The sequence below is a fragment of the Mesorhizobium sp. M1A.F.Ca.IN.020.04.1.1 genome, assembly GCF_003997315.1.
In the GTDB taxonomy this organism is placed as follows: domain Bacteria; phylum Pseudomonadota; class Alphaproteobacteria; order Rhizobiales; family Rhizobiaceae; genus Mesorhizobium.
Genome location: NZ_RZSN01000088.1, coordinates 1 through 23,743, shown reverse-complemented (window position 1 = coordinate 23,743; position 23,743 = coordinate 1). Strand labels below are relative to the sequence as shown.

Genomic DNA, 23,743 nt, shown 5'->3' with positions numbered 1-23,743 from the left:
GTGCTGGTCTGCTGCGCGCTCGGCTTCCAGCGCAGCGCCACCGTCATCGCCGGATGGCTCGTCGCGAGCGGCCGCTCGCACACGCCATCCCACGCGCGCAAGCAGCTCGCCGCGTCCGGACGACCAGTGCATCTTCAGATCGGACTGGACGAGCCGGCATGACGGACGAGGCCTACCAGCGGCGGACAGCCGCCTTTGCCGCCATGCTGATCAAGCACGCCGCATGGCTGGCCGCGATCGTGCTCGTCTGCGACGGCTTCGCGCCTTTGGTCGCCTCGGCGCGCGGCGCGCTCCAGGCGCCGATCGCGGTGCTGGCGCTGCTGGTTGCGGCGGCAAGCGCCGTCGTGGTGCTTGGGTTTTCGGCGCTTCTCGCCTTCGACGCGCTGCTATTCCGGCTGATGGCGAGCCATGACAATGAGCGTTCGGGATGCGCCGCGGTCGACGACGTCCTGGCGCGCATGCGGCTCAAGCCTGTCTCCTCGTCTCCGCGCCCGCTCGAGGACCGCATCGCCGGAACGCGCCGCCTGCTTGCCCGGCAGCGCATCGCCTTCGCGATCTTCATCATCGCGTTCCTGACAGCCGGATTCTGGATGCCGGGATGAACAAGCTGTCGCTCCGGACCTTCACGCTGCTGCAGACGGCGACCTCGGTCGGCCTGTCGGCGCTGGCGCGGGCGGTGACCGGCGTGCGTCCGATCTGGAGCGGCTGCCAGCCATCGGACCGGCAGCGCATCTATTTCGCCAACCACACCAGCCATGGCGATTTCATCCTTTTGTCGGCCTGCTTCAGCGAAAGAGAACGCGCCACCACACATGCGGTCGCCGCCGCCGAATATTGGCGAAAGTCGCGGCTGCGCCGCTTCATCGCCGAGGACATGCTGTCCTCCGTGCTGATCAGCCGGCAGTGGACGAGGCCGGACGAGAACCCGATCTCCGTCATGCTTTCCGTCCTCGACCGAGGCCATTCGCTGATCATCTTCCCGGAAGGCACGCGCAACATGAGCGACGAGCTGCTGCCGTTCCGCTCCGGGCTCTACAATCTGTCGATGGCGCGGCCGGAAGTGGAGCTGATCCCGTGCTGGATCGAGAACATGTCGCGCGTGTTGCCCAAGGGCCAGTTCCTGCCGGTGCCGCTGCTTTGCCGCGTCGTCTTCGGTGCGCCGGTGGCGGTGGCGCCGGGCGAGGAACGCCGCGCCTTCCTCGAACGCGCCCGGGCCGAACTTCTGGCGCTCAATCCGCGCCCTGATCGAGACGAATGATGCGCCACGAAATCAGCATCCTGATCATCGGCCTTTTCGTGGTGCTGACCACCGCCAGCGCCACCGCCGCCGTGCTGTCGGCGCGCGCGCCGAAGCCGCTCAGCGCGACGCTCACCAACCTCACCCAGCGCATCAATGCCTGGTGGGTGATGGTGGCGCTGATGACGGTCGCCTTCTTCTTCGGCCGCTACGGCATGACCATCCTGTTCGCGCTGATCTCGTTCGCGGCGCTGCGCGAGTTCGTGACCTTGACGCACAGCCGCCGCAGCGACCATTGGGTTCTGCTCGGCATGTTCGGCATCGTCATTCCGTTCCAGTACTGGCTGGTGTGGACGGCCTGGTACGGGCTGTTCGTGATCTTCATCCCGGTCTACTGCTTCCTGCTGATGCCGGCGATCACGGCGCTGCACGGCGATACCGAGCGCTTCCTGGAGCGCGTCTCGGCGCAGCAATGGGCGATCATGATCGCGGTCTATTGCGTAAGCCACGTCCCTGCGCTGCTGACGCTGAACGTGCCCGGCTTCGAGGGCCGCAACCTGCTGCTCGTCGCCTTCCTGATCATCGTCGTGCAGGGCAGCGACGTGCTGCAGTACATCTTCGGCAAGCTGTTCGGAAAGCACCGCTTCTCGCCAAAGGTCTCGCCGTCGAAGACCTGGGAGGGGCTGATCGGCGGGCTCGTCGCCTCGAGCCTGCTCGGCGCGCTGCTCGCCTTCATCACGCCGTTCTCGCCATTGCAGGCCTCGGCCGTCGCCTTCGTCGCCTGCACGATGGGATTCCTCGGCGGGCTGGTCGCTTCCGCAATCAAGCGCGACCAGGGCGTGAAGGATTGGGGGCATCTGATCGAGGGCCATGGCGGCATGCTCGACCGCACCGACAGCCTGGTCTTCGCCGCGCCGATCTTCTTCCACCTGGTGCGCTATTTCTGGACGGTTTGAGCGTCGGCATCGGCGTCTCCCCTGCGCAATTCCAAGGTCGCCTCACCCAAACATCGGAAAATTTTCAGAAACCGTTCGGGATTTCCGGAGCCGGAAGCGCCAAGAAGATCGGGCTGGCGAAAAGACAGGCCGCAAAGCCCGATCTCCCTCTCCAGCCAACTGATTTCCCGGTCGCCGCATCCTCCCAGCGCGGCCGCAACCTTGGTCATGGAGACAACATGATTGCACTTTTTCATAACAGGCCGCTGCGGCGCCGCCTTGTCGCCGGATCGATCGCCGTTCTTGCCTGCGGCGGCGCCATGGTCTGGCACGGCGCCAGAAGCGAGGCCTCGAACGTGAAGCCCGCCGCAGCCGAGACAAAGCTTGTCAAGGCCATCGCGGCCGTCCCGATGCTCAGCGCCGATACCCGCATCGCCATCGGCGAGATCCGGCCGAGGCTAGAAAGCGACCTCGGCTTCCGCGTGTCGGGCAAGCTGCTCGAACGTGTCGCCGAGATCGGTTCGACGGTGAAGAAAGGCGAGGTGCTGGCCCGCATCGAAGACCAGGACTATCGCAACCGGCTCGCCAGCGCCGAGGCCGATGTCGCGGCGGCACAGGCCGTGCTTGTCGAAGCAAAAGCTGCGGAGGCCCGGATCGGTGCGCTGCTCGGCAAGGGTTTTACCACCCGAGCCAATTATGACGCGACACTGAAGAATCTGCGTTCGGCGCAGGCCAAGCTCAAGTCGGCGAACATCGCCTTCGAGATGGCCAAGGACCAACTCGGCTATACCGAGCTGCATGCGGAATTCGACGGCATCGTCACCGCCACCGGTGCCGAAGCCGGCCAGTCGGTCAATGTCGGACAGATGGTGGCGCGGGTTGCCGATCCGGAGAGCCGCGACGCCGTGTTCTCGATCGCCGAAGCGGTCTTCGCCAACGCACCCGATACCAAGCACCCGCCAAAAGTGACTGTCTCGCTGCTCAGCAATCCGGCGATCACCGCGGTCGGCAGCATCCGCGAGATCGCGCCTATGGCCGACGCCGCGACCCGCACCTTCCAGGTAAAGGTCTCGATCGAGAATGCGCCCAACGAGATGCGCTTCGGCGCAAGTGTTTCCGGCCGCGCCGAGATGGGCGGCGCGCCGGTCATGGTGCTGCCGGGCAGCGCGCTGTTCGACAAGGACGGCAAGCCGGCCGTGTGGGTCGTGTCCGCCTCGTCGGCGGTGGAGCTCAAGCCGGTCACGGTTGCCCGCTATGAGACCGACCGTGTCGTGGTCAGCGGCGGCCTCGCCAAGGGCGATCTGGTCGTCACCGCCGGCGTGAACCGGCTGCGGGAACGCGAAAAAGTGCGTATCGTTGAAGGAGAGGAAAAATGACCATGTCCAAGACAAAGGTCCTGATCGCCGGCGCCGGCCCGACCGGGCTGACGCTCGCTCTCTGGCTGACCAGGCTCGGGGTCCCGGTCCGCATCTTCGACAAGGCCACCGGTCCGGGCGAAACCTCGCGCGCGCTCGCCGTCCAGGCGCGCACGCTGGAGTTCCATCGCCAGATCGGCATCGTCGAGGACATCCTTGCCGAGGGCATCCGGCTGGAACGGCTTACGTTGCATACGCCGGCCGGCGTCGCAGCGCGGCTGCCGCTTTCCGATTTCGGCCGCGGCATCAGCCCCTACTCCTTCGCCTTCGCGCTGCCGCAGGATATCCATGAACGCGTGCTGATCACGCATCTGGAACGCGCCGGCGTCGAGGTCGAGCGCGGTACGGAGCTCGTTGCCTTCCAGGACAAGGGTGACGCGGTCATCGCGACGCTTTCGCGGAACGGCAAGACCGAGACCGTCAGCGCAGCCTATCTTGCCGGTTGCGACGGCGCCCGCAGCACGGTGCGCCATGGGCTGAACATCGGCTTTCCGGGCGGTACCTACGAGCAGGCCTTCTACGTCGCCGACGTGAAGGGCACGGGCAACGTCACCCGCAATGGCATGGACACGACCATCAGCACCTATGGCTTCGCCATCGTGATGCCGGTCCGGCAGTCGGGCTCGCTGCGCCTCATTGGCATCGTGCCGAAGGCGCATGAGGCCGACGAGACGATCAGCTTCGAGGCGATCCGCGCCGATGTCGAGCGCGACACCGGCGTCACGGTCGAGGAGGTCAACTGGTTCTCGACCTATCGCGTCCATCATCGCGTCGCCGAGCGCTTCCGCGCCGGCCGCGTGTTCCTCGTCGGCGATGCCGGACACATCCATAGCCCGGCCGGCGGCCAGGGCATGAACACCGGCATGGGCGATGCTGTGAACCTCGCGTGGAAGCTAGGCGCCGTGGTGCAGGGCCGTGCCGATCCGCGCCTGCTCGACAGCTACGAGCCGGAGCGCATCGCCTTTGCCCACAAGCTGATCGAAAGCACCGACAAGGTGTTCCGCTTCATCACCAACCGCTCGCGACTGGTCGGCCTGTTCCGGCGTTACGTGATGCCGAAGGTCATGAACATCGGGCTCCACACATCGTTCGGGTCGCGCGCATTCTTCGGCGTGATCTCGCAGACGGCGATCGAGTACCGCGCCGGGCCGATCAGCTCGGGCATGGCGGGCAAGGTCAGCGGCGGCGACCGCCTGCCGTATGTCGCCGGCAACGTCATGGGCGCGGGCGGCGACAATTTCGAGCCGCTGCGCTCGCTCGACTGGCAGGTCCATGTCTATGGCGAGGTCAATTGCGATTTTCGGGCGATGCTCGCACCGACAGGAATTGCAGTGCATGCGTTCGCCTGGACAGACGCAGCCGGGAAGGCCGGCCTGCAGCGAGACGCAGCCTATCTGGTGAGGCCGGACGGCCATGTCGCGCTCGCCTCGCCAGTCCAGGAGGCAGCCGCCTTTCAGCGCTATCTCGCGGGCCTCGCCATCAGGCCGAGAACCGCCGAGCGCGCGCCTTACCGTGTGCCGGGCACCATGCACAGCCTGGCCTGAATTGCGACAGTGCCCGCCAAGCGGCGGGCGCTGACCGAACCCAAACCGTCATTTGTTTTGGCCAGCCGGCAGGCGCCGGCGGAGCGCGCTTGCGCGCGCCCTGAAAAGGAACCACATCATGACCAGCTTCAATCTTTCCGAATGGGCGCTTCGGCACCGCAGCTTCATTGTCTACCTGATGATAGCGGCCGCCCTTGCCGGCCTCTACGCCTATGGCGGCCTCGGCCGCGAAGAGGACCCGCCCTTCACCATCAAGACCATGGTGGTGAAGACGATGTGGCCGGGCGCCAGCACCAGCGACACGGTGGAGCAGATCACCGATCGCATTGAGAAGAAGCTCGAGGAGTTGCCGGACCTCGACTACGTCAAGAGCTACACCAAGCCCGGCGAATCCGTCGTCTTCGTCAACCTCAAGGACACGGTGGCCGCCGACCAGGTGCAGCCGCTCTGGTACCAGGTGCGCAAGAAGCTCGACGACATCAAGCCGACGCTGCCGTCCGGCGTGCAGGGGCCGTTCTACAATGACGAGTTCGGCGACACCTATTCGCTGATCTACGCGCTCACCTCCGACAGCCTCAGCCATCGCGAGTTGAAGGATCTCGGCACCAGCCTGCGCGCCGGGCTGCTGACGGTGAAGGACGTCGCCAAGGTCGACCTCATCGGCCAGCAGGACGAGAAGATCTATCTCGAATTCTCGACGCAGAAGGTGGCGGCGCTCGGCCTCGATGTCGGCACGCTGTCGCAGGCGCTGCAGGCACAGAACGCGCTGACGCCGAGCGGCACGGTCGATGCCGGCCCGGAGCGCATCGCCATCCGCGTCTCCGGCAGCTTCACCTCCGAGGAAAGCCTCAAGGCCATCAACTTCTACGCCAACGGCCATTACTTCCGGCTGGGCGACGTCGCCGAGGTCAAGCGCGCCTATTCCGACCCGCCGCAGCCGACGTTCCGCTTCAACGGCAAGCCTGCGGTCGGCATCGCCATCTCGATGACTTCGGGCGGCGACGCGCTGGCGCTGGGCGAGACCGTCAAGGAGAAGATGCATGAGATGCAGGCCGAGCTGCCGCTCGGCGCCGAGCTCGGCCTGGTCGCCGACCAGTCGCATGTGGTGGAAGAATCCGTCGGCGAGTTCACCAAGAGCCTCGGCGAGGCGATCGCCATCGTGCTCGCCGTCTCGCTGCTGGCGCTCGGCTGGCGTCCCGGCGTCGTCGTGGCGGTCGCCATCCCGCTGGTGCTGGCGATCACCTTCGTCACCATGGAGTATTTCGGCATCTCGCTGCAGCGCATCTCGCTCGGCGCGCTGATCATCGCGCTCGGCCTGCTGGTCGACGATGCGATGATCGCGGTCGAGATGATGATCTCGCGCATGGAGGAAGGCTACGACAAGATCTCGGCCGCCACCTATGCCTACACCTCCACCGCCTTCCCAATGCTCACCGGGACGCTGGTGACGATCGCCGGCTTCGTGCCGGTCGGCTTCGCCAAGAGCGGCGCCGGGGAATACTGCTTCTCGCTGTTCGCTGTAGTGGCGATCGCGCTCGTCGTCTCCTGGGTGGTCGCGGTGCTGTTCACACCGCTCACCGGCGTCTTCCTGCTGCCCGATCGCATCAAGGGTCATGGTGGCAGCCATCAGCCCTCGCGCATCGGCCGCGGTTTCCAGGCGCTGCTCGAGATGGCGATGCGGGCGAAGTGGCTGGTGCTGTCGGCGACGGCCGGACTGTTCGCGCTCTCCGTCGTTGCGATGGGTTTCGTCGGCCAGGAGTTCTTCCCGAAGTCCGACCGGCCCGAGGTCATGCTGGACCTCACTTTGCCGCGCACCGCTTCGATCAAGTCGACGGATGCCGTGGTCGAGCGCGTCGAGAAGCTACTCGCCGCCGATCCAGATATCGACCACTGGAGCTTCTATGTCGGCCAGGGCGCGGTGCGCTTCTACCTGCCGCTCGACGCACAGCTCGCCAACGACTTCTTCGCCCAGGCGGTGGTCGTTACCAAGGGCCACGCCGTGCGCCAGGCGGTGATCGACCGGCTGGAGAAGCAGCTGTCGACCGGCTTCGACGACGTCATGGCGCGCGTCACGCCGCTGGAGCTCGGCCCGCCGGTCGGCTGGCCGCTGAAGTTCCGCGTCAGCGGTCCGGATCCGGACAAGACGCGCAGCCTGGCGCAGCAGTTCGCGCAGGTGCTGGGCAGCGACGCCTCGGTGCGCAACATCAACTACGACTGGAACGAGCCGGCCAAGGTCATCAAGGTCGATGTCGACCAGGACCGGGCGCGCGCGCTGGGCATCTCCTCGCAGCAGCTGTCGGAGACGATCAACGCGGTGCTCTCCGGCTCGAAGATCACCCAGATGCGCGACGACATCTACCTCGTCGACATCGTTGCCCGCGCGGTGGAAACCGAACGCGCCAGCATCGACACGCTGCGCGGCCTGACGATCAGCGCCTCCGGCGGACGGCGGGTGCCGCTCGAGCAGGTGGCGAAGCTCACCTACCAGACCGAGCCGCCGCTGATCTGGCGCCGCGGCCGGCTGCCGACCGTGACCGTCCAGGCCGATGTCGCGCCGGGCGAAAATGCCACGCTGGTCACGCGGCGGCTGGAGAGCGCCATCGCCGCCTTCAAGGCGGAACTGCCGGCGCGCTACAGCGTCGAGCAGGGCGGCGTGATCGAGGACAGCGCCAAGGCCCAGGCCTCGATCTTCGTGGTGTTCCCGCTGATGCTGTTCATCATGGCCACCGTCCTGATGGTGCAGCTGATGAGCTTCCAGCGCCTGGTGCTGGTGCTGCTCACCGCTCCGCTTGCGATCATCGGCGTCGCCGGCGCGCTGCTCTTGTCGGGCGCTCCGATGGGCTTCGTCGCGATCCTCGGCGTGATGTCGCTGATCGGCATGGTGATCCGCAACTCGGTGATCCTGATCGCGCAGATCGACCAGCACATCGCCGCTGGCGAGGAACCATGGGCAGCGGTGATCAGCGCCACCACGCATCGGTTGCGGCCGATCCTGCTCACGGCGGCGGCCGCCATCCTCGGCATGATCCCGATCGCGCCGACGGTGTTCTGGGGGCCGATGGCCTATGCGGTGATGGGCGGCCTCTTGGTGGCGACCGTGCTGACGCTGGTTTTCCTGCCGACGCTCTACGTCACCTGGTTCGGCATCAAGGCGCCGGCTGAGAGCACCCCCGCGGCCGAACCGACCGCGGCCGCAGCCGAGCCCCAGCCGCTGGTGGCCTGAGCGGCGCCCTCCCAGCAGCCACGGCGGCCAACGCCGCCGTGGCGACCTTTATCACCCAAAACGGAAAGGAACGATCATGACACCCTTCTTTGGAAATCTTCTCGTTCGCGTGAATGCCGGCTTCCTGGTCCTTGCTTCCGCAGGCGGGCTCGCCACCGACATTGCCGGCTCGTTCTTCGGGCGCGGGGCTGAAGCCGTGCTGCTCAACAACGCACCCGGCACCGGCATCGGCTTCATCGAGGCGCACGGGCTGGCCCTGATCATCGGCGTGACGCTCTGGCGCATCGCCTACTCCCGCAACTGGCACGCCGTGCTGGCTGCCGTGCATGTGCTGCTCGGAACGGCCAACCTTCTGTTCTGGCAGTTCTTCATCGCCGCCGACGTGCTCGTCGTCGGCTACGTAACAACCGCGGCGCACTGGCTGTTCGTGGTTGCTCACCTGGCGGCGCTGACGGGTTCGACCCGGCTGGCCGCTTCATCCTCCCACTAGAACTGAACACCAACCTCAGGAGAAACGAAAATGCCTGTGAAATCTTTTAGGAAAATGCGCTCGGCCGCTGCGTTGCTCGCCATCGGCCTCGCCGCCGTCGAGATTGTCGGCACGGCCGTGCCGGCCCTGTCGCTGGTCGGTACCGCCGAAGCCCGCATCGGGGCGCCCTGGACACCGCACAGCGCCGCGGGCGTCGCCCGGCGCGCCACGACATGGCGTGTGCTGAGGCACACCACCGCCTGGGTCGCCACACTGCCGGCAGGCTGCGTTCGCACCAAGGTCAACGGCTTCGACGTCTGGCGCTGCGGCCGGACCTACTACCGGCCCTATCAAGGCCGCTACATCGTGGTCGTCGTCGATTGAGGCGGCTCGGGCACAGCCCAAAGCGCGTCGCGCTGAAACGGATTCGGGCGACGCGCTTAAGTTTTTGTTTTGATATCCCAGAACCGCTGCACACTTCCGGGGCGACATGCATTTAGCCGAGGGCAAGCCTGACGCCTTCGCAGAGATGCTCGGCATCGGCCGGATTTTCGAACGGCACGCCGTGCAGCGCATAGTCGAGCGGCGAGAAGGACGGGCCGTCCTCGATGAGGGCGATCTGCCGCCGCGCCTTTTCCCTGTCGCCCATCTGGGCATAGCAGGCAGCCAGCCTCGTCCTGATCCAGGGCGCCGGCCGCGTCGCGAGCTCCAGCGCTTCCGCCGCCTGCCGATATTCGCCCATCATGTAGAGCGCCAGGGCGCGGTCGAACTGGTACCAGTGCGGATGCAGCGGATCGATGCGAATGCCGCGCGCCAGCCAGGTCAGCGCTTCGAGCGGCCGGCCGCGCATGGTGAGCAGCATGCCCATCTGCTCGATGCTGTCGGCGTCGTACGGGTTGAGCTGCAAGGCGATGCGCATGTGATGCTCGGCCGCCTCGTGATCGCGCATATAGAGGCGGATCAGCGACTGCACGCGGTGGCCGGTCGGCTGGTCGGGCGACAGGGCCAGCCCTTTGTCGGCAAGGTCGCGCGCATTTTCCAGGACAGCATCGCTGGCGCGCCCGAACTCGCCGTCCAGGGAGCGCGCCAAAGCGAGATAAGAATAGGCAAGCCCGTAATTCGGATCTTTTGCGATCGCCGCCTCGAACAAGGCCTCGGCGCCGCGTTGGTCGGTCTGAGCGGGATCGCGCAGCAGCGCGAAGCCGCGCAGCAGGAGCTCGTACGCGGCAAGGCTGGTCACCGGCTTGCGCGAGGCCTGCTCGAGGCCGGCGTTGGTGACCCGCGTGACCAGGCGGCTGACGATCTGCTCGACGATGTCGCGCTCGATCGCGAACAGGCCGGCGCCCTGTGACTGGTAGCGGTCGCCCCAGAGCTGGCTGGCGCTCGCGATGTCGACGAGGCTGACGGCCACTACGACATGCTCGCCCTGGCGGCGCAGCGAGCCCTCCACCAGATAATCGGCGCCGATGCGAGCGCGGATCTGCGGCCACTCCGCGCGGCCGAAAGAGGCGAAGGAAAAACTTGAATTGCGCGCCAGCACCGTCACGGTGCCAAAGCGCGCCACGCCGTTGATGAGATCCTCGGCAAAGCCGTCGACCATCGCCTCGTCGGCCGGATCGCCGCTCTCGTTGCGGAAGCGCACCACCGCCACGATCGGCTGGCTGCTGATCTCGGGCGCCGCTTCGGCTTCCGCGGCAAGCATATAGCCGCGCTTGGAGACGGTGCGCACCATGTCCTCGCCCAGCACCTTGCGGATCTCGCGCACCGACTGGGTGAGCGAATCCTCGGTGACATAGACGCCGGGCCAGACGACATCCATCAGCTCCGACTTCGGCACGACGCGGCCCATATTGCGGGCGAGATGCGAAAGCAGCGCGTAGGCTTTCGGCCGCAGGAACAGCGGCTCGTTGATGCCGCGCAGCGTTCCCTTGGCGAGGTCGAGCGTGAACCCGCCAAATCGGAACACCTGATCGGCCGTCGCCGTCGTCATCGGGACACCCCTTCGCGCGTGCCGTTAATGCCAAGTCGATTCCACTCGACCCGGCATGCGCGTCGCTATTATTGCTCACTGCGCAATTTCGATCAAACTGCCTGTCGGAGCGCCGACTAGTGTGGCCGCGCCAAATGCGAGGAGCCGTATGAACCCGACCGAGAAAGCGCTGTGGTTTGTCGAAAGCCATCTGCCGGATGCGATTTCGCTCGACGATGTCGCGGCAAGCAGCGGCGTGTCGCGCTTCCATGTGACGCGCGCCTTCGGCGCCGCCACCGGGCGGTCGGTCATGGGCTATATGCGGGCGCGGCGGCTCAGCGAAGCGGCGCGCAAGCTCGCGGGCGGCGCGAGCGATATCCTGGCGGTCGCGCTCGATGCCGCCTACGGCTCGCATGAGGCTTTCACGCGGGCCTTCCGCGACCAGTTCGGCACCACGCCGGAACTGGTGCGCGCTGGAGGCTCGACCCAAAACCTCGACCTCGTGGAGCCCATCCTCATGGACAGTTCGCTTCTCACCGCGCTCGAGCCGCCGCTCTTCGAGACCAGCCGGGCGTTTCTCATCGCCGGGCTCGGCGAGCGCTACAGCTGCGAGACCAGCGCCGGCATCCCAATGCTGTGGCAGCGCTTCGGACCCTATATCGGCAACATTCCCCGCGAGGTGCCCGGCGTCGCCTACGGCGTTTGCACCAATGCCGACGATGCCGGCAATTTCGACTATGTCGCCGGCGTCGAGGTGTCGGAGTTCTCCGATCTGCCGAAGGATTTTTGCCGGGTTCGAGTGCCGGCGCAGAAATACGCCGTGTTTGCGCATCGCGAGCACATCTCGACCATCCGACGCACGGTCAATACCATCTGGAACAGGTGGCTGCCTGCATCCGGGCATGAGATCGCCGACGCCCCGGACTTCGAGCGTTACGGCCCCGAATTCGATCCGCGCAGCGGCAATGGCGGGCTGGAGATCTGGGTGCCGATCAAAGGTTGAGACGCCTTCCTCCTTCTCCCCTTGCGGGAGAAGGTCTCGCCGAAGGCGATGGATGAGGAGTGTTCCAGCGGAGTGAGACGCCGGCGTTCCCTGGAACACCCCTCATCCGTCTCGGCGCTGCGCGCCGATCCACCTTCTCCCACAAGGGGAGAAGGAAAAGGCGCTACAGTTCCAAATTCCACGTCTGGCCGACCAAATCCTTGCCGAAGGAATGGTGGCGCTCTTCCTCGGCCAGCTTGAAGCCCGCCGCCTGGTAGATGCGGCGGGCCGAGCCAAGAATGTCGTTCGTCCACAGCGTCAGCGTCTTGTAGCCCTTGGCGCGCGAGAACGCGATGCACTCGTCTACCAGCCGTCGGCCGATGCCGAGGCCGCGCGCCGACGGCTCGACATAGAGCAGCCTGAGCTTCGCCACCTTGGGCGACTTGCGCATGACGAAAACCGAGCCGACCACCTCGCCTTCGCGCTCGGCGATCCAGCTGCTCTCCCATTGCGGAACGAAGTTCTTGACGAACTCGCCGAGGATCTCGGCAACCAGCGCCTCATAGGTTTCGTCCCAGCCATAGTCCTGCGCGTAGATGAGGCCCTGGCGATGCGTGATCCAGCCGATGTCGCCGACCTGCAGCGGCCGCAGGATATAAGGCACTTTGGGTTGGGGTTTGTCGCCGAGCAGGTCCTGCACCGTGCGCATCGCCTTGACCAGCCGCTCCTGATCGGTCGGCGCCAGGCGATCGAGCAGCGCGCGCACCTGGTCGTGCGAATCCTGGTCGAGCGGCGCGAACGCCTCCCTGCCCGCGGGCGTCAGCGCGATCGAGGACCGCCGCGCGTCGGCCTCCGTGGCGGCTCGTTCGACCAGGCCGCGCTCCTCGAATTTTTTCAGCAGCCGGCTGACATAGCCGGGGTCGAGACCAAGGTCGCGCACCAGGTCGCTGGCGACCAGCCCGTCGCGATGGGCAAGCTCGTAAAGCACGCGCGCCTCGGTCAGCGAGAACGGGCTCTTCAGGAGGCCTTCGTCGAGCAGGCCGATCTGGCGGGTGTAGAAGCGGTTGAAGGCGCGCACGGCATCGATGCGCTTGTTGCCGGGGTGATCGTGGATGGTCATGGGGAGTTCCTCCTGTCGCGGACAGGATCGACCAATTAGTTGACTTAGTCAAATAAATTTAGGCCGACGGGACAGAGGGGGCGCGAAGGATCGCGACGAAGACAGTTGGGGCGCCCGTTACCCCATCGGCAGTACCGGCCAGGACTCGACGATGCGCCCACCGGCAAACACCGCGAGCGAGCCGAAATGCTGCAGCACCGCCTCGCTCTGCGTCGGCCGCAGGAAGGCGTAGTCACCGGGCTTCACCTCCGCGCCCGCCGGCAGCCCCATGAATTGCTGGTTGGAAGAGAGCCCGATCAGGCCGTTCGGCTTCATGCCTGCGGGGAACACCGGTTCGGCCATCCACTTGCCGCCATAGAGATAGCAGGCCTTCTTCGGGAAGAGGCCGAGCGCCTGCAGCGTGCGGGAGATAGCCGCCGGGCCGGGGAGCACCGGATCGAGCGCCTTCAGAATCGGCGTCGCAATGAGAGCGGCCGGCCGGAAGCCGTCGAGGCCGGGCGTATCGAAATCGCTGGGCAGCACGAAGGCCGAGCCGATCGACACTTCGTTGGCCACGCCGCCGCCATGCAGCAGCGCCGTCTTGGAACCGCCGATGTTGAGGATGCGGCGCTGGTCCGCATCGAGGGCCGCGACGAACTCGGCAGCCTTCGCCGCGGCCTTTTTCAGCGCGCCGGCCGCGCCGCCGAACAGCCCGGGAATTTCCGGCGCATGCGCCTCATAGGCCATGATGCCTTCGCAGCGCAGGCCCTTCGGTATGGCCAGCGCCCCGATCTCGGCAGGACCGGAAAAGCCGCCGCGATGCAGACCGACATCGACCTCGAAAGCGAAGCGCAGTTGGGTACCGAACGCTGCGGCGAGCGCACCGTATTCGGACAGGCGCTCCGGCGTGTCGATCAGCCAGCAGACGCGCGACCACCCGCCGGCGTCGCCTCTAGCCAGCGCCGCTTTCGCCGCACCTACCGGCATCGGCTTGCCATAGAGGAGATCGCCCGCGGGAAAGGCGTCGAGCACCGCCTGCGTCACCGGCGGATGGAAGGTCATGAAGCGGCCGGTTTCGAGCGACTTGGAGATATGCGAAAGCAGCGGCAGGCAAGGCAGCGACTTGTCGACCAACCGCACGGCAAGACCCGGCGCCAGCCTCTGCTTCACCAGCGCGATGTTGGCGTCCAGCCGGTCGCGGTCGAGCACCAGGCAGGGCCGAAAGATTTCGGCGGCCTTGAGCGCCTTCGACAGCTCGGCGAAATAGGCGCTCATTGTTGGATGCCGAACAGGCCGGCCATATAGGGCGACACGAAGCGGTTCTCGGGATCGATGTCGCGGCGCACCGCCATTGCGTCGTCCCAGCGCGGATAGAGTTTCTTGAAATCCGCCGCCGTCAAGCTGTGCATCTTCCCCCAATGCGGCCGCCCGCCATATTTGCGGAAGATCGGCTCGGCCGCGCGCATGAAGGGCAGCGGATCGTTCGCCGCGTCGTGATGGATGGCGATCGAGCAGGTCAGCCTCTGGTGGAAGGGCGAGAGCCAGAATTCGTCCGGGGCCACCGAACGCACTTCCATCGGGAAATAGACTTCCGGGAAGTGCTTTTCGGTCAGCGCGATGATCTCGGCCAGCGCCCGGGGACCGTCCCCGTAAGGCAGGTGGTACTCCATCTCGTTGAATTTGGTGCGACGGTCGCTGGCGTAGACGTTGAGCCAGTCCTGCACATAATCCTCGGCCGGCACCTTCTTGACCGCACCCTTGATCAGCGCCCGCCGGAGCGCCGGCAGCCGGCGCAGCACGGTGCGCAGCTTGCGCAACGTCGCCAGGCCCTCCTCGTCATCCTCGGTCGGCCGCGACGTCGGCGTTGCGTCGCTGAGATCGCTGGCGATGAACTGCGCATAGCCGGAAAACGGGATGTAATAGAACTCTGCCGAACGGTGTGCGCCCATCATCGTCTCGAAGTCGCGCAGCATTTCGCCGATCGGTAACACCCATTTGCGGCGCCGCAGCCGGTAGGTCGGGATGTTGTTCATCGTCACTTCGGTGAGCACGCCGAAAGCGCCGAGCGCGACGCCGGTGGCATGGATCATATCCTGGTCGCCCGCCCGGCTGTATTCGCGCAGCTTGCCTTGCCCGTCGACGAACTGCACCGTCTCGAGCTGCGTATGATAGGCGCCGAGCGTCGGGCCGGAACCGTGCGTCGCGGTGCCCAGCGCGCCGCCGATCGCTTGCTTGTCGATGTCGCCCATATTGGGCAGGCCCTGGCCTATGTCCTGCAGGATGTGCATCAGTGCGCCAAGCCTTGTCCCCGCCCTCAGGCGTGCCCGATTGGCTGCGGCGTCATGCGAAACCAGCCCCTCGATCTTCGCCAGCGAGATGATGGTGCCGTCGGACTGCACCAGCGGCGTGAAGGAATGGCCGGCGCCGGCGACGCGCAGCGGACCGGGCGCGGAACGCACCAGATCGGCCAGTTCGCCGACATCGGCTGGCGTGGCGATCAGCTTCGGCGCGGCGTTCACGAAACCCGACCAGTTGCTCCAGGCGCTTGCCATCGTCACCTCCCGCTCAGGCTGGAACGCGGCGGCGCGCAACCAACACGAAGACGCCGAGCAGCGCCACGCTGGCCAACGCGCTTGCCGCGGCGAATTCCGGCACCGGCCGGAAATTTTGGCCGTCGATCAGCAGCGAGGCGGCCACCGGGCCGATGGCGAGGCCGAAGAGCTGCGCCGCCGGCACAAGCAGTACCGCGTTGCGCGTCTCGTCGGCGGCGATCGCCAGCCGGATCTGGTAGGGCACGATGAAGAGCAGGATGAAGCCCATCACCATCGCCACCGACCAGAAGACCAAAAGCCCAGGGCCGGAAGCGAGCAGCACCGAGCTGATCGTCGCGATGGCGCCGATGACGGTGATGGCGAAGCGGTAGTCGATGCGCGCTTCGAAGACGGTGGCGGTCATGGCGCCCATGACCTGCGCGGCGAGGCTTGCCGAGACCATCAGGCCGACGGTGCGGCCGTCTATGCCGAACTCGGCGCCGAGCGGCTCCAGAAATGCCCAGACGGCGCCGAAGAACATGAAGTAGCAGAAGATCGACAGCAGCGCCGTGATCGCCGGCAAGGTGAGCACATTGGCAAAATGCTCGTCCTTCGGCAGGTCGGCGTAGTCGTCCGGCACGATCCACGCGACGACGAGCGACAACAGGCAGACAACGCCAAGCGCGACGAAGCCGCCGGCCGCGCCCGCGGCAGGCACCGCATAAAGCGCGAGCAGCAGCGCCAGCGCGCATTGCGCCAAGGTCTGCAGCGTGACGAAATAGCCGCCGATGCGCTCGGCCCGGCGCGAGCGGGCGATCAATTCGGTCGCCACGGCGACCAAGCCACCCTCAGCAAGCCCGGCGAGCGTGCGCGCCCCGATCAGCGCATTGGAACTCATCGCATAGGCGGTCCAGAAATTGGCGAGCGCCAGCAGCACCAAAAGCGCGGCGCTCTTCCAGCGCATGTTGCGCGCCGGGAGGAGCATCGCCACGATCGCCGAGCCGATGGCGATCGCGATCATCTCGGCGGTGGCGACCAGCGCCAGCTCGTCACCGGTGACATGACCTTCGCTGTAGAGCGCGCCGAGCAGCACCGGCTGCAAGCCCAGGATGAGCAGGCCGACCGAGCCGATCCAGAGCGCCGCGGCGAGTTGCAGGCCGGTCGGGTTGCCGACCAGCCAGTCGCCATTTTCCGCATGCGCGGCATCGGTTGCAGTCACGAGGCGCCCTCCCTTGCAGCCCGGTGAAAAAGCTGACAAGTTGTCAGCATTCACGAAACTGATACTTGATCAGTTTCCTGTCAACCGAGAATCAACGACTGCCCGCGCGAGATGAGGCAAACTAGGCAAACGGCGACGGAACCCAGACGCAGGCCCAAGCAGGAGCGCAGCCGCGAGCGCATCGACGCGATCCTCGCTACGACCATGCGGCTGATCGGCGAGAAGGGCATAGACGCGGTCACGATGAAGGAAGTCGGCGCGCTGGCGGGCGGGCCGATCGCCACGGTCTATCATTATTTTCCAAGCAAGTCGGCGATCTTGGCGATGCTCTACGAGCGTTTCTCGGAGGAGAGCCGGGCTCGCTTCGGCGCGATCATCGCCGATATCCGGGGAGTGGATGACGTGACCGCTGCAGCCGATCGGCTGCTCGACGATTACTACGGCCGTGTCGCGGCGGATCCGGCGATCCAGGATCTGCAGAACGCGATCCAGGCCGACAAGGCGCTGCAGCATCTCGACATCGCCGAGACGCGGCATCAGGCGAAGATGTTCTGCGACCGTGTGGCGCCGATGCTGAAGCCTAAGCAGCGCGAGGCGTTCGGGCGCGTGGTGTTCCTGATCTTTCAGCTCGCCGGCGGCGTCGTGCGGCTAGCGCTGACGCAGGACGAGGCGGAAGGCCGGCGCACGATCGAGGATTACCGGTCGATCATCCACGCGCAGTTGCGGCTGTTTTTGTAGGCATGCCTAACGGTGGTCATCCTCGGGCTTGACCCGAGGATCCATGCCGCGACTCCGTCATAGAGCGCAACGGCGGAGAATTCTGCAATCCTTGCAACGCCTTAGCGTCACGGCATGGATCCTAGGGTCTGCGCGCGTCGCTTCGCTCCTTGCTCCGCCCTAGGATGACGACCGCTGGATACGATCCCCTCCGCGATTGCCAACTTACCCAGCATCCAGCTTCGGCCCCAGGATCTCCACCAGCCAATCGACAAACACCCTGACCCGTGGCGACAACTGCCGGCTCGGCGGATAGAGCACCGAGATCGGCGTGGGCGTCGGCGGAAAATCGGGAAGCACTTCGACCAGCCGGCCTGCCTCGAGGTCGTCCGCATATCGGAGCCTTGGCGCCTGGAACAGCCCGAAGCCCAGCCGGACCAGCGCAGCACTCGTGTCCGAATTGGCGACCGTGACCCGCGACGGCAGGACGATCTCGCGAACCATGCCGTCGACGGTGAATTCCAGCGGCATCACCTGCCTCGTGCGCGACGACACGAAGCCGATCATCATGTGCCCAGCCAAGTCGTCCGGCGTGCGCGGCACGCCGTGGCGTTCGAGATAGGCGGGGCTGGCCACGGTGATTTCGCGCGCGATGCCGAGACGCCGCACGATCATGTCGCTGTCGGGAAGCGTGCCGGCCCGGATGACGCAATCGACGCCTTCACGCACGAGGTCGACGAGGCGGTCGCCTTCGCCGATATGCACGGTCAGGCCCGGATATCGGGCGAGCAGCGCCGGCAGTTCCGGCAGCAGGAAGGTGCGCGCCATATGGCCGTTGACGTCGACGCTGAGGCGCCCACGCACCTCATGCGCGCCGAAGCCGCCCTCGGCATCCTCGATGTCGGCGAGGATGCCGATGCAACGCTGGTAATAGGCTTCACCGTCGAGCGTGGTGGTCACGTGGCGCGTGGTGCGACGCAGCAGCTGCACGCCCAACCGCTCCTCCAACTGCTTAATCGCGGCGGTGGCGCTGGAGCGCGGCAGGCCGAGATCGGCAGCGGCCGCCGTGAAGCTGCGCCGTTCCACGACGCGGGTGAAGAGCCGCATGCTGTCGAACCTGTCCATCGCGGATTGTTCGCAAATCTTGAATAGAGTTGGCAATCCATGCCGGATTATATCGGTCATTCGCGCGAGTATATGGATCACCATCGCCAAGACGGAGATTTTCACCATGACCACTCGCGCCATTGCCCTCATCACCGGCGGCAGCCGCGGCCTCGGCCGCAACACAGCGCTCAACCTCGCCCGCAAGGGCGTCGACGTCATCCTCACCTACCGCTCGCGCGCCGACGAGGCGAAGGCGGCGATCGCCGAGATCGAGGCCGCAGGCGGCCGCGCCGCCGCGCTCGAGCTCGACGCCGGCGACGTTGCCACCTTCCCGGCTTTCGTCGCGGCATTGAGAAAGACGCTTCAGGGAACCTGGCAGCGCGACCGCTTCGATTATCTCGTCAACAATGCCGGGACCGGCCTGCGCAAGCCGATCGCCGAGACCACGGAAGAGGAATTCGACACGCTGATGAACATCCATCTCAAAGGCGTGTTCTTCCTAACCCAGGCGCTGCTGCCGCTGATCAACGATGGCGGCCGCATCGTCAACGTGTCGAGCGGGCTGGCGCGCTTCTCGGTTCCGGGCTCGGCCGCCTATGCGATGATGAAGGGCGGCATCGAGGTGTTCACGCGCTACCTCGCCAAGGAGCTCAGCCAGCGCCGGATCACCGCCAACACCGTGGCGCCCGGCGCCATCGCCACCGACTTCAACGGCGGCCATGTGCGCGACGACGCCGAGATCAACCGCGTCGTGGCTGGCATGACGGCGCTCGGCCGCGCCGGCGTCGCCGACGATATCGGGCCGATGATCGCCTCGCTGCTGTCGGAGGACAATCGCTGGGTCAACGCCCAGCGCATCGAGGTCTCGGGCGGCATGAATATCTAAGCGTGTTGGCGGATCAACCCTTCGAAGCCGTCGGCAAGATTGGCATTGCCGGCGGCGATGAAGCTCGACAAATTGCGGGCCCGTCCAGGCGTTTTGTTGGCATCGAGCAGCACCGCCCTGCCCTCATGCATGACGAAATCGAACTTTCCGTAGTCGAAGCCCAGCTTGCGCCTTAGCGCGCGAAGCTCGTCCGGTACGGGAACCGCCTCGCGACGGATCGTGTCGTCGCCCTTGACCAGGCTCTGCGGCGAGACGTGGCGTGTGCAGCGCTCGCGCTCGCCGCAGAACAGCCAGAAACGGGCGGCAAAGCCATCCGGCTCAGGCTCGGGAATGAATTTTTCCACAATGAGGTCCTCGCGTCCGAACAGCTCGGCCGGAACGTCGGCGAGCGAGGCATGGATCTGGTATTGGTCGAAAGATTCGACGCCGGGGAAGGGCATCGGCTTGCCGGCGCGCCGCGCGCGCCGATTCAGTTGCTGTTCCGGCGTTCCCCGATGGTTGAGGCTGCTCTTGACGATAACCTGCCCCTTCCAGCCGTCGTCCTTGCCGACGACGGCTCCGCTGATGCGGCGCTTGGAAATGTCGGCGGCGCCGAGATTGAGGCAGAAGCGAAAGGCGCGGGCATACTCGACATAATCGGGCGACGTTACGGTCGCATCGACATGCAGCACCGCGATATCGGCGGCCGGCTTCGCCGACGTGCCGCTGAGGACCTGCACCGAATGGCCGCGGCGCTTCAGTTCCTCCAGCAGATCGAAGAGCATGTACGGGCTGTCCCGGCGCCATAGCAGCCCGCGCCGGCTTTGGAAGCGGTCGAACTCATGCGTGATGACGGCGATGCGTGCCATTGTTCCCCACTTGGCCTATCAAGCGTCGTCCACTATTCGATCGGATACAACGCGCTACCGGGCTGGGGTTTGCATGACCGAGCATTGGAATGCAATTCGCAAACATTGGCAGTTGCTCGGCTCACCCCTGCGGCCGCCGGCGGAGGTTATCGAAACCTACGATCGCGAGCTCGGCCTTGCCCCGTCGGATGTCGTGATGCTCGGCGTGACACCCGAGCTCGCCGGGCTCGGCGCCACGATGACGGCGGTCGACGAGTCTTCGGACATGATTGCCGGCATCTGGCCGGGCGACACCGATACGCGCAAGGCGGTGCAGGGCGACTGGTTCGATCTGCCGTTCGCCGATGCAAGCGTCGAGGCGCTGATCGGCGACGGATGTCTCTCGGTCATCGGCGCCGCCGGCCTCAGGCGCACCCTATTTGCGTCGATCGCGCGCGCGCTCAAGTCCGACGGCCGCGCCGGCATCAGGCTTTACGCCTCTCCCGCAACGCCGGACGACCCGAAGGATGTCCGCGCTCTGGCACTAAGCGGCGGCGTCTCGACTTTCCATGAGCTCAAATGGCGCGTGGCCATGACCGCGATCGGCGACGCGCCGGATTACACGATCCCGGTCAAAGCCATCCTCGAACACTTCGAATGGGTGTTTCCCGACCGCGAGGAGCTGTCGGCCCGAACCGGATGGGAACTACCGGTCATCGGAACCATAGACGTCTACCGGAACTCGTCCGCCGTCTATAGTTTTGCGCCGGCGGCCGTCTTGATCAAGGAAGCCGAGGTCTTCTTCAAAGCCGTCCGATTGGCCTCGACCGGAAGCTACGGGCTCGCCGAGCGGTGTCCGCTGCTGGTGCTGGGGCCACCTAACCGCTGAAATCTACAGGCAGAGCTGTGACGCAAAAATTGCAAAGCGCCCTGCAATAATTCATCTTCGCCACGTCGAAATCTATCGGCCAAAAAGATGGGCTCGGGCATGAAGATACTTGCGGCATTGCTGTCGATCCTGTTGTGCGCACTCCTCTATCCGTCCTCTCCTGCCGGAGCCGATGGCACTCCCGCAACCATTCCCTTGATAAAACTTGAGTATCCGGGGAACCCTAAGAATATTCGTATGCTCTATGTGAGAATTCTCTCTCTCGGAAACCGGAAATCAATCAGCCTCTTTTGCTGGATACCGGCTCAAGCGGAATGACGATCGATTGTCGTTCGACGCTCCCCGCCGGATTATGCTCCGAGAACGGTATCAAGGTTGCGAAAACCCTGGAATTGGACGGTATAATTGTCACGACCCAAAAAGTGGTCATGCACTATGGCACCTACGATGAGTATGGAAATATCGCTTCGGCGCGTGTGACTTTTGGTTCGTCAAGCGCGCTGGCCTCCACGGACAGGCGAATATCGTTCCTAATCCGCTACAAGAAAGTCAGGCGCGACACAGGTGAAGTTGTCGGCGGCCCGCTTTGGCCAAAAGGCATCTTTGGCATCTCGCCCATTGGGGGCGACGGGCCACATCAGATGATCAAATCGCCAATGGACGCAGTGAGCGTGGGACCCGGCCTGCATAGAGGTTACTACCTTTCTGTGATCGGCAGTAAGTGGAAAGCCTGCACAAATGAGGCCGGCAACTGCCCACAGGTAGAAGCCCTCCACGTCGGCATCCCAGATGACGTGAAGAAGAATTTCAAGATACAAAAATGGAAACAGGCCAGCCCGCGATACAATTTCCCCACTCTTGACTCCTGTCTCTCATGGGGCTCTGAGCCGGTTTGTCGGCCGACGCTGTACGACACCGGCAACTCAACCATAATGGTCCCAACCGATACATCCAAACCGTATGCATCATTGAATGTCGGCACCAAGGTGGTGGTGAAAACCGAAGGCCAGGACGATTGGAATTTTACAACCACCTACAAGCCTGAGGTGGAAATTGTCCCTGGCCTTGAACATAATATCGTCGGTATCCGGTATTTTGAAAGAAACGGCTTGCTCGTCGATCTTGAAACTCAGGAGATCGGCTTGCGGCTTGGATATTAAGCAGCCGATGCCCGGCCGTCCCATCGAACTCACGAGCAATTTCTGCCAAGTGGTCGTGGGGCAACCACTGTGTTTCAGAACCACGTCGGTACATGGAAAAAATTTTGCGCCATTGCCCCTCCCCGCGCGCCTTGACTCTCGCATGCCATCAGCCTATCTCAGCGCCACGTTAGCACTCGCCTTAGGTGAGTGCTAACTTATATCCGGCCTCGCCGGATGGAGGAACAGTTCTCACCGTTCTCATTCGAGGAAGACAACATGGCAAAGTCCAAGTTCCGCCCGCTTCATGACCGCGTGGTCGTTCGCCGGGTCGAATCCGAATCCAAGACCGCCGGCGGGATTATCATCCCGGATACGGCGAAGGAGAAGCCGCAGGAAGGCGAGATCATCGCCGTCGGCTCCGGCGCTCGCGACGAAGCCGGCAAGCTCGTGCCGCTGGACGTCAAGGCCGGCGACCGTGTGCTGTTCGGCAAGTGGTCGGGCACCGAAGTCAAGCTCAATGGCGAGGACCTTCTGATCATGAAGGAATCCGACATCATGGGCATCATCGGCTGATCATCGGCCTCACCGTCAACTGAATCTTGAATCTGCGGGTTCGACCCGAACCCCTGCCAGGAGCTTACAATGGCTGCAAAAGACGTAAAGTTTTCCCGTGATGCCCGCGAGCGCATGCTGCGCGGCGTCAACATCCTCGCCGACGCGGTGAAGGTCACCCTCGGTCCGAAGGGCCGCAACGTCGTCATCGACAAGTCGTTCGGCGCCCCGCGCATCACCAAGGACGGCGTCACCGTCGCCAAGGAGATCGAGCTTGAGGACAAGTTCGAGAACATGGGCGCGCAGATGGTGCGCGAGGTCGCCTCGAAGACCAACGACATCGCCGGCGACGGCACGACCACCGCGACCGTTCTCGCCCAGGCCATCGTCCAGGAAGGCAACAAGGCCGTTGCCGCCGGCATGAACCCGATGGATCTGAAGCGCGGCATCGACCTCGCCGTCACCGAAGTCGTTACCGCTCTCGGCAAGGCTGCCAAGAAGATCAAGACCTCCGAGGAAGTCGCCCAGGTCGGCACGATCTCGGCCAATGGCGACGAGTCGGTCGGCAAGATGATCGCGGAAGCGATGCAGAAGGTCGGCAACGAAGGCGTCATCACCGTCGAGGAAGCCAAGACCGCCGAGACCGAGCTGGAAGTCGTCGAAGGCATGCAGTTCGACCGCGGCTATCTCTCGCCCTACTTCGTCACCAACGCCGACAAGATGGTCGCCGATCTGGAAGACGCCTACATCCTGCTGCACGAGAAGAAGCTCTCCAACCTGCAGGCCATGCTGCCGGTCCTGGAAGCCGTCGTTCAGACCTCGAAGCCGCTGCTCATCATCTCGGAAGACGTCGAAGGCGAGGCTCTGGCCACGCTGGTCGTCAACAAGCTGCGCGGCGGCCTGAAGATCGCCGCCGTCAAGGCTCCGGGCTTCGGCGACCGCCGCAAGGCCATGCTGGAAGACATCGCCATCCTGACCGGTGGCCAGGTCATCTCGGAAG

The 23,743-nt window shown here is 65.0% G+C and carries 23 protein-coding genes; 15 read left to right on the top strand and 8 right to left on the bottom strand.

Annotated elements, in window-relative coordinates; translation table 11 throughout:
* Positions 1-158 precede the first annotated feature (158 nt).
* The 3 genes from EOA49_RS18450 to EOA49_RS18440 are packed head-to-tail and all read left to right on the top strand — an operon-like array spanning position 159 to position 2,193.
* Positions 159-602, top strand: a complete 444-nt coding sequence (locus tag EOA49_RS18450) for a hypothetical protein (RefSeq protein WP_127240135.1) — start codon at positions 159-161, stop codon at positions 600-602.
* Positions 599-1,258, top strand: a complete 660-nt coding sequence (locus EOA49_RS18445; protein ID WP_127240134.1) for a lysophospholipid acyltransferase family protein — start codon at positions 599-601, stop codon at positions 1,256-1,258. Before EOA49_RS18450 ends, EOA49_RS18445 begins: the two co-directional genes overlap by 4 nt.
* Positions 1,258-2,193 (top strand): phosphatidate cytidylyltransferase, encoded by a 936-nt coding sequence (locus tag EOA49_RS18440; protein WP_066996678.1) that lies wholly within the window; start codon positions 1,258-1,260, stop codon positions 2,191-2,193. Before EOA49_RS18445 ends, EOA49_RS18440 begins: the two co-directional genes overlap by 1 nt.
* Here the strand turns inward: EOA49_RS18440 and EOA49_RS18435 are convergent.
* Complete coding sequence (locus tag EOA49_RS18435; protein ID WP_127240133.1) at positions 2,175-2,402, bottom strand: hypothetical protein; 228 nt, start codon at positions 2,400-2,402, stop codon at positions 2,175-2,177. The genes EOA49_RS18440 and EOA49_RS18435 overlap by 19 nt on opposite strands.
* 9 nt (positions 2,403-2,411) lie before the next feature.
* Here EOA49_RS18435 and EOA49_RS18430 point away from each other — a divergent pair, with 9 nt between their 5' ends.
* From EOA49_RS18430 to EOA49_RS18410, 5 genes are all read left to right on the top strand, one after another.
* On the top strand, positions 2,412-3,548 hold the full coding sequence (locus EOA49_RS18430) for an efflux RND transporter periplasmic adaptor subunit (RefSeq protein ID WP_245460715.1): 1,137 nt from the start codon (positions 2,412-2,414) through the stop codon (positions 3,546-3,548).
* Positions 3,549-3,550: 2 nt separating this feature from the next.
* Positions 3,551-5,131 carry an FAD-dependent monooxygenase gene (locus tag EOA49_RS18425; protein ID WP_164746711.1) on the top strand — a complete coding sequence of 527 codons (1,581 nt, stop codon included), beginning with the start codon at positions 3,551-3,553 and terminating at the stop codon, positions 5,129-5,131.
* 118 nt (positions 5,132-5,249) lie between these two features.
* Positions 5,250-8,354: an efflux RND transporter permease subunit gene (locus EOA49_RS18420; RefSeq protein WP_095801149.1), complete on the top strand. Its 3,105-nt coding sequence runs from the start codon at positions 5,250-5,252 to the stop codon at positions 8,352-8,354.
* Positions 8,355-8,430: 76 nt separating this feature from the next.
* The gene (locus EOA49_RS18415) at positions 8,431-8,844 is read left to right on the top strand and encodes a hypothetical protein (protein ID WP_067324856.1); all 414 of its coding nucleotides are present in this window, start codon (positions 8,431-8,433) and stop codon (positions 8,842-8,844) included.
* A 30-nt stretch (positions 8,845-8,874) separates the two neighbouring features.
* Positions 8,875-9,207, top strand: coding sequence for a hypothetical protein (locus tag EOA49_RS18410; RefSeq protein WP_127242041.1), 333 nt, complete (start codon positions 8,875-8,877; stop codon positions 9,205-9,207).
* A gap of 112 nt (positions 9,208-9,319) precedes the next feature.
* On the opposite strand, the gene EOA49_RS18405 is transcribed toward EOA49_RS18410, so the two are convergent.
* Positions 9,320-10,813 carry a winged helix-turn-helix domain-containing protein gene (locus tag EOA49_RS18405; protein WP_067324854.1) on the bottom strand — a complete coding sequence of 498 codons (1,494 nt, stop codon included), beginning with the start codon at positions 10,811-10,813 and terminating at the stop codon, positions 9,320-9,322.
* A gap of 148 nt (positions 10,814-10,961) precedes the next feature.
* Here EOA49_RS18405 and EOA49_RS18400 point away from each other — a divergent pair, with 148 nt between their 5' ends.
* Positions 10,962-11,795, top strand: coding sequence for an AraC family transcriptional regulator (locus tag EOA49_RS18400; RefSeq protein ID WP_127241525.1), 834 nt, complete (start codon positions 10,962-10,964; stop codon positions 11,793-11,795).
* 163 nt (positions 11,796-11,958) lie between these two features.
* Here EOA49_RS18400 and EOA49_RS18390 read toward each other — a convergent pair whose 3' ends face one another.
* The 4 genes from EOA49_RS18390 to EOA49_RS18375 form a co-directional block, all read right to left on the bottom strand.
* Complete coding sequence (locus EOA49_RS18390) at positions 11,959-12,894, bottom strand: bifunctional helix-turn-helix transcriptional regulator/GNAT family N-acetyltransferase (protein ID WP_127241526.1); 936 nt, start codon at positions 12,892-12,894, stop codon at positions 11,959-11,961.
* 117 nt (positions 12,895-13,011) lie between these two features.
* Entirely contained in the window at positions 13,012-14,148 is a 1,137-nt protein-coding gene (locus EOA49_RS18385; protein WP_127241527.1) for an alanine racemase, read from the bottom strand.
* Positions 14,145-15,425 carry a D-arabinono-1,4-lactone oxidase gene (locus EOA49_RS18380; protein WP_127241528.1) on the bottom strand — a complete coding sequence of 427 codons (1,281 nt, stop codon included), beginning with the start codon at positions 15,423-15,425 and terminating at the stop codon, positions 14,145-14,147. The genes EOA49_RS18385 and EOA49_RS18380 overlap by 4 nt, the downstream gene beginning before the upstream one ends.
* Positions 15,426-15,438: 13 nt before the next feature.
* On the bottom strand, positions 15,439-16,623 hold the full coding sequence (locus tag EOA49_RS18375) for an MFS transporter (RefSeq protein ID WP_127241529.1): 1,185 nt from the start codon (positions 16,621-16,623) through the stop codon (positions 15,439-15,441).
* Between the two features lie 111 nt (positions 16,624-16,734).
* Here EOA49_RS18375 and EOA49_RS18370 point away from each other — a divergent pair, with 111 nt between their 5' ends.
* Entirely contained in the window at positions 16,735-17,361 is a 627-nt protein-coding gene (locus tag EOA49_RS18370) for a TetR/AcrR family transcriptional regulator (protein ID WP_095824850.1), read from the top strand.
* 204 nt (positions 17,362-17,565) lie between these two features.
* Here EOA49_RS18370 and EOA49_RS18365 read toward each other — a convergent pair whose 3' ends face one another.
* Positions 17,566-18,465 (bottom strand): LysR family transcriptional regulator, encoded by a 900-nt coding sequence (locus EOA49_RS18365; protein WP_067324844.1) that lies wholly within the window; start codon positions 18,463-18,465, stop codon positions 17,566-17,568.
* 106 nt (positions 18,466-18,571) lie between these two features.
* Between EOA49_RS18365 and EOA49_RS18360 the strand changes: the two genes are divergently transcribed.
* A complete protein-coding gene (locus tag EOA49_RS18360) occupies positions 18,572-19,333 on the top strand; it encodes an SDR family oxidoreductase (protein WP_067324842.1) in 762 nt (253 codons plus the stop codon).
* Here EOA49_RS18360 and EOA49_RS18355 read toward each other — a convergent pair.
* Positions 19,330-20,181 carry a hypothetical protein gene (locus EOA49_RS18355; RefSeq protein ID WP_127216892.1) on the bottom strand — a complete coding sequence of 284 codons (852 nt, stop codon included), beginning with the start codon at positions 20,179-20,181 and terminating at the stop codon, positions 19,330-19,332. The genes EOA49_RS18360 and EOA49_RS18355 overlap by 4 nt on opposite strands.
* 73 nt (positions 20,182-20,254) lie before the next feature.
* Here EOA49_RS18355 and EOA49_RS18350 point away from each other — a divergent pair, with 73 nt between their 5' ends.
* The 4 genes from EOA49_RS18350 to groEL form a co-directional block, all read left to right on the top strand.
* Entirely contained in the window at positions 20,255-21,049 is a 795-nt protein-coding gene (locus EOA49_RS18350; RefSeq protein ID WP_127242139.1) for a methyltransferase domain-containing protein, read from the top strand.
* Positions 21,050-21,363: 314 nt separating this feature from the next.
* Positions 21,364-22,209: a hypothetical protein gene (locus EOA49_RS18345; protein ID WP_127242140.1), complete on the top strand. Its 846-nt coding sequence runs from the start codon at positions 21,364-21,366 to the stop codon at positions 22,207-22,209.
* A 258-nt stretch (positions 22,210-22,467) separates the two neighbouring features.
* Complete coding sequence (groES, locus tag EOA49_RS18340) at positions 22,468-22,764, top strand: co-chaperone GroES (protein ID WP_095801333.1); 297 nt, start codon at positions 22,468-22,470, stop codon at positions 22,762-22,764.
* A gap of 69 nt (positions 22,765-22,833) precedes the next feature.
* Positions 22,834-23,743: chaperonin GroEL (groEL, locus tag EOA49_RS18335; RefSeq protein ID WP_127243281.1), on the top strand; the 910-nt coding region annotated here is incomplete at its 3' end.